The following is a 255-nucleotide window of genomic DNA, read 5'->3' on the forward strand; positions in this document are numbered from 1 at the left end:
TCAAAGAATTATAAAGAAAAGAAAAGGAATGAGACAGGTGGCCAGTAATCAAAACTATCAGTTCACATTAACAATTAAACATACGGACTATATTGTCAGGGATCACCGGGTGCATGGCACCCGGATTATACCCGGTGTCACATTTTTAGATATGATATACCGTATGGCGCTGAGTAAAGATTTGCCTATTGAAGAACTCGAGTGTCAGAATATTTTGTATTTGGAACCTGTAGCAACATCGGACACCTTTGACAG

The 255-nt window shown here is 39.2% G+C and carries 1 protein-coding gene; it reads left to right on the forward strand.

What is annotated here, in order from left to right:
• Window positions 1–37: 37 nt before the first annotated feature.
• Window positions 38–255: hypothetical protein (locus SB658_RS25660; protein ID WP_410603278.1), on the forward strand; the 218-nt coding region annotated here is incomplete at its 3' end.

The organism is Bacillus sp. SIMBA_008 (genome assembly GCF_046535495.1).
Classification (GTDB): Bacteria; Bacillota; Bacilli; order Bacillales; family Bacillaceae; genus Bacillus; species Bacillus subtilis.